This is a genomic window from Nostoc sp., assembly GCF_036917155.1.
In the GTDB taxonomy this organism is placed as follows: Bacteria; Cyanobacteriota; Cyanobacteriia; order Cyanobacteriales; family Nostocaceae; genus Nostoc.
The window spans coordinates 49517-55845 of sequence record NZ_JBALDZ010000208.1; the positions used below are offsets into that span (position 1 = coordinate 49517).

Annotated in this window: 3 protein-coding genes; 2 read left to right on the plus strand and 1 reads right to left on the minus strand. The window is 41.9% G+C overall.

What is annotated here, in order from left to right:
- Positions 1–86: 86 nt before the first annotated feature.
- Positions 87–1559: a phosphoglucosamine mutase gene (gene glmM / locus V7K67_RS26880; protein WP_334711509.1), complete on the plus strand. Its 1473-nt coding sequence runs from the start codon at positions 87–89 to the stop codon at positions 1557–1559.
- A 195-nt stretch (positions 1560–1754) separates the two neighbouring features.
- Here glmM and V7K67_RS26885 read toward each other — a convergent pair whose 3' ends face one another.
- Positions 1755–2150: a hypothetical protein gene (locus tag V7K67_RS26885; RefSeq protein ID WP_334733410.1), complete on the minus strand. Its 396-nt coding sequence runs from the start codon at positions 2148–2150 to the stop codon at positions 1755–1757.
- A gap of 1133 nt (positions 2151–3283) precedes the next feature.
- Between V7K67_RS26885 and V7K67_RS26890 the strand changes: the two genes are divergently transcribed.
- Positions 3284–6034 (plus strand): zinc-dependent metalloprotease, encoded by a 2751-nt coding sequence (locus tag V7K67_RS26890; RefSeq protein WP_335169127.1) that lies wholly within the window; start codon positions 3284–3286, stop codon positions 6032–6034.
- The last annotated feature ends 295 nt before the right edge of the window (positions 6035–6329 follow it).

The window sequence follows — 6329 nt, forward strand, 5'->3', positions numbered from 1 at the left end:
GATTTGAGAAAAGATTTTCTGTCAGAATTGTTGAATCAAGTATTAAATGCTATTTTCTAGTGTGATTGTGTGGAGTATTGAAACAGATGGTTTCATCTATAACTCGGACACCGGGCATTCCTGGGGATTCTGCTTCTGAAACTGAGGGATTGGGCAAAGGGATTGAGAGCAGTTTTGGGCTGAATTTAATCCCACTACCAGCAAATCCCTTATTTGGCACAGACGGGATTCGCGGACGAGTGGGAGAATTACTGAGTGCGCCCCTAGCGTTGCAAGTTGGTTTTTGGACGGGGATTGTTTTACGTCACCATGCTACTCAGGTAGGGCCAGTCATTCTCGGACAGGACTCTAGAAACTCCAGCGATATGCTGGCAATGGCTTTGAGTGCAGGGTTAACAGCAGCAGGGCTAGAGGTTTGGTATTTGGGGTTATGTCCCACTCCTTGCATTGCCTATCTCACCAGCATCACTGATGCCATCGGCGGAGTGATGATTTCTGCCAGCCACAATCCCCCAGAAGATAATGGGATTAAGATTTTTGGCGCTGATGGTGGGAAGTTACCGCAAATATTGCAGGCAGAAATAGAAGCGGGACTACGTGGCAAAATATCACCGATTACTAAAATTAGTAATTGCGGACGGCATTACTCACGTTTAGAGTTAGTGGGACATTATGGCGAGGCGTTGAAAAAACCCTTAAACAGTGCCCTAAATCTTCAGGGAATGAAGATTGTTTTAGATTTGGCATGGGGAGCAGCAGTCGGGTTAGCACCATCAGTATTTATAGAAATGGGGGCAGAGGTAATCTGCTTGCATAACGAAGCAGATGGCGATCGCATTAATGTTAACTGCGGTTCCACACACCTAGATATCCTGGCAGCAACAGTACAAGAACACAACGCCGACATCGGCTTTGCCTTCGATGGCGACGCCGATCGCGTCTTAGCAGTAGATAATACAGGCAGGCAAGTTAACGGCGATTACATTCTCTACCTGTGGGGACGCCACTTGCAACAAAACCAACAATTGCCAGACAACCTGATTGTATCTACAGTCATGGCCAACTTAGGCTTTGAGAAAGCTTGGCAGCAAATTGGTGGTAACTTAATTCGTACCGCAGTCGGCGACCAATACGTGCAAGCCGAAATGCAGCGGACTGGAGGAATGCTAGGCGGTGAACAATCAGGTCATATTCTTTGCCGTCATTATGCTGTAACTGGGGATGGCTTGTTAACAGCATTACACACAGCATCTTTGGTGAGAGAGGCGGGTGTTTCCTTGAGCGAATTAGTAGATCAAAGCTTCCAGACCTATCCGCAATTGTTGCGGAACGTGCGAGTTGTCGATCGCGATCGCCGCTTAGGATGGCAAGATTGCCAACCTGTGCAACAAGCGATCGCTCTTGCTGAAGCTGCAATGGGTGATTCCGGCAGAATTTTGGTTCGCGCCTCTGGCACAGAACCAGTAATCAGAGTAATGGTGGAAGCAGCTAATGCCGAACTCGCCAACCACTGGACAAATGAATTAGTTTCACAAGTCCAGCAGCATCTCATGGACTAAATTCTACCGTTAACCTAAGCATGGGAATTGAAGAATGGGGACGGCGAACAAATTCGCCGTCCCCATTCCTCCATACTTGAAACCAGTTTTGACCAGTTGCGTCCTTTGCGGGTTAAGGAAAATAAGTATCGCTGAAACGTCTACAGGATAAGAGTTCAAGTCAAAAACACCACTGGTATAGATTGCGTTTCCGGTTTAGCGTCGAACTTGGTTAGAGATATCTTTGCCTGTCTGCGCTGCACTTTCCCCTACATCATTAGCCGTTTTTTGAGCACCTTCTACATACCCAGATCCAAATTGTTTAAAGGCTTCTGCTGACTCTTCACCAATCTTTTGAAGTCGTTTTCCAGGAGAACCTTCCGTTTCACGAGCTTCTTTATTCCACTCACCGATTGTTTTTGGTCTTTGAGAATCATCTTGTTGTATCTGTTCGCGAACTCTTTCACCTAAGGCTTTGTCGTTGTGCCCATAACCAACATTCGTTGTCAGTATTAGAAAACCAGCTAGGACAACAGCCAATAAACTTTTTATCTGAAGTCCTTTAAGCAGGGAACTGATGTGACTAATCGTCCGAGAAATCAAATTTGTCATGCCAATTAGCTTTTTTTTTGAAGTACAAATAAACATTAACTATAAAAAACTGATTATCCTTCTAACAAAAGGAATATCTCAGTTATGAAAAGTATTAGATGAGACTATGCCAATCAACTGAGAACAAATTGACTAAATTAAACCATAGGATTTCTGTATGGTAACTGTTTTCATATATTGCTTGATTTTGACATCACCTAAGCGAGAGAAATTGGTATACAAAACTACAGCCAATCACTCAAACTCGGTTTGTGGTTGACCGAAAATGAAAAGGATACAGAGCAACTAAATTTATTTATGGGGATCAATAATGCAAGAATTTTGAATTTTGTTAGCGCAGCGTAAAGCCTTCTCTTTCAGAGACGCTAACGCGAACGGCATGGCTTATCTGCGACACGCTGCGCGAACGTAGAGAGCGTCATTTTTAATTCGGAGCGTACCCCTTTGGGGATCTTGCTTCTCGTAGAGAAGCGACGTGACTAGATTGCTCTATCCCATCCTGGCTAACAAATCAAAGCGATTTTCATCAACCTGGTGAAAGGGCGATAACTAGGCAAAAATGCTGATTTTCTGTTGGAATAACGCTTTAAAGATCATTGAGAATAATTGAGGATGCAAGAAAACGGTTGAGATTAGCATAAATTTCCAAAATTCATCTGAAAAAAGCATTTATCTGCTTAATAATAGCTTTCTCAGAAGTCTTACTCTTGGTTTATAAATCAGGCTTGAGATTGTTCAACTGCCAAATGTAGCACCAAATACATTTTTAATGCTACATTTGGTTTTTAATACAGGTAGAAGTAAAAAAAACATATATCTTTAGTTGTAAAAATTGTCTATCTTAAGACATAGATGCTTAATGGATAATTTCTAAAGAGTTACTAATAACAATCAATAGTCACATGACTTTTAGCTAGTACACTGTGACGGAATTTTGCCTATCTTTAACAAGTTGCTCGATCAACTTGTCTGTTAATTGAGATGGTAGCTGTATTTCTGCTGTACTAGAGGCATTGTTTATCTGACTGAGTGGATTTATATCGTAATCCCTAGATATTGGAAGGGCTTACAGACGAAAAACTACTCGACATTTTTCCTTAACACGAGAACTGCTTCAGGTGGAAAGCCAAAGGATGAAATACTGGATAACGAAATTAGCAATCTGTATAGTGTTACTGTATAGCTTGTTGCTATCAACTGATTACGCAGAAGCAAACGAACTTCCAAATATTTCTCATCTTGATGTACAGCAATTAAATGCACGCCCAGAAGTTGAAAACTTAGCGAGTCCTGACAATAATCTTACTGAGATTAAAAAGGAAGATTTTTGCCGATTTAATGGCATTGTGAATAGGATTGATAAACTAGAGGGACTCTTCACACTTTATTGCAGTGAGGATTCAGGCAAAATCTACTTAGAACTTAAACCAGAGCAGCTAAATCAAAACTACCTAGCGATTGTGACATTGGAATCAGGCGTTGGGGAAAGTGGGATTTATAGTGGATTACCTCTTTCCGATTTTATCTTCTACTTCCAACGAGTAAACAATAGATTGCATTTTGTTGTGCGAAATGTTAAATTCCGTACAGAAAGTAGAGCAGAACAGCGATCGCTTGCTCGTTCATTTAGCGATTCCGTTCTTTATTCACTCCAAATAGCTACTATTGATCCAAAGAATCAAAATATTCTGATCGAACTGAATGAACTGCTAATGCAGGATTTTCCGGGATTAACTCCCCTATTGAAATATTCTTTGCTGGCTGATTATCGCTTAGATGCACGCAAGTCATATTTTGGTGATGTTAACAGCTTCCCGGAAAACATAGAGATTGATTCTATTTATGGTTTTTCATCACTAGAAGGATCGAATTTAGTTACCGTACCCGATAGCAGGGCGCTGACTCTGAAGGTACACTACAGTTTTTCTCAACTGAGAGAAAACAATGGTTATATTCCCAGACTTGCCGATGACAGAGTGGGATATTTTATTACTGCTTTCCAAGATTTCTCTAATAATAATCCTCACGAATCATTTGTACGTTACATCAATCGCTGGTATCTAGAACCATCCGATCCAAATGCCCCCTTGTCTCCACCCAAAAAGCCAATTGTATATTGGATTGAAAATGCTGTACCCCTAGAGTACCGCGATGCGATTCGTGAAGGCGTTTTGATGTGGAATAAAGCATTTGAAAAAGCCGGATTTCAAAATGCCATTGAAGTGCAGCAAATGCCAGATGATGCTGATTGGAAACCAGCCGATGTACATTACAACACTATTCGCTGGTTCAATTCTTTAGATGCAGGTTTTGCCAGAGGGCCGATGCGCGTCAACCCATTCACTGGGGAAATATTGGATGCAGATATCATCGTGGATGCCAATATGGTGCGTTTAGTTCAGCAAGAATATCACGCACTGATGGAAGTTAATTCATCACTAGGAACAAACCCATGTCAAGAAAAGGCAGGAGAACATGAGAATGTGAGGAAATTTGTGGATAGATTATCCGCGTCATCTCCCACTGCTCTTTTTTCCTCTGAGTTCTGCTATGGTGTGGAGTCTTCAAATCAAGCAGCTATAGGGGCGCTGGCGTTGTCAGTTTTGCCAAATGCTACACCCAGTAGTGAAACAATGAAAGAGTATGTGCATCAATATTTGCGTTCGATCATTGCTCACGAAGTCGGGCATACTCTGGGTTTGCGCCACAACTTTCATGGCAGCACCATGTTAGCGCCTGAAGAATTAAATAATACTGAAATCACTCACACCAAAGGTTTAGTGGGTTCGGTGATGGACTATCTACCTGTGAATATAGCACCGCAGGGAGTACAGCAAGGTGACTATTTCCCCAGAGTTGTTGGCCCTTATGACGAATGGGCTATTGAGTATGGTTATAAAAGAAACCCATCAGCAGCGCTTGAGGCGATTATTCCAGAATCAGAAAAAAGTTTTTTAGATCAAATTGCACTAGCGTCACCTCAACCAGAATTATCTTACGCAACTGATGAGGATATCTGGGACATCAATCCTTTGGCAAATGTCTGGGATATGAGTAGTGATGTGCTGGTTTATTCACAGTGGCAAATGGATAATGCTCGTTTTATGTGGCAGCACCTTGACAAGGGTTATCTATCGAAAGGAGAAAGCTATAGTAATCTACGTCTGAAATTCAATCGAGTACTTAAATATTATTTTCGGAACGCTACCTTACTTTCTAAATACATTGGTGGACAATCGTTTCAGCGTCTCCATACTAATGATGATGCTGCTTGGACATTTGTACCAGTTTCACTTTTAAAACAACGTCAGGCGTTGACAAAGTTACAAGAGTATGTATTTGCTGAGAACGCTTTCAGCTTTTCACCCCAATTGCTGAATCAACTGGCACCGTCGCGCTGGGAACATTGGGGTAGTCCTGCACCTAACAACCGCCTTGATTATCCAATTCACGATCGCATTCTGAGTTTTCAAAGTTCGATATTGCGATCGCTATTAGACAGCGATCGCCTAAATCGGTTACAAGATATAGAATTAAAAACTCTACCTGGGCAAGCACTTTCCATTCCAGAACTGTTAGACACCCTGCAAACAGGCATCTGGACAGAAGTTTTTGCCCCCGGAGAATCAAAGCCAATTTCTAGCATCCGCCGTTCATTGCAACGAGAATATCTGAATATTTTGCTCCAGATGATGTTGGGTATTACCAATACACCTGAAGATGGGCGGACATTGGCTTGGCATGAATTGCGCCAACTGCAAAAAGCCATTGATGTCAGACTCAAACAAATTGGTGAAAGTCTTGATATTTACACCTTAGCCCACTTAGAAGCTTCTGGTGATCGCATCACTAAAGCATTAAACGCGCAGTTACTCTCTAGATAGCAATGATACTCCTAAGGGACTGACAAATAAAAAAATACTCAACTACTTCTTGTGGGGTGGGTATCTCGCCATACATGTCAACTTAACCTAAAAGTCATGTCCCGCAAGGAACTGAAGTTCCTTGCTAATAGCAAAAGTCATCTGAAGATGACTAAAATATACCCAAAAATCCTTAGTCTACTTCAGTAGACTTTAGCTATTAACCCAAGTTGCGTGTTAGGCGACTCTGGGTGCGAAGCACCCGGAGAGTCATGCGATCGCACAAAAACTCTTCGGTTACGTCAGATCATAACCG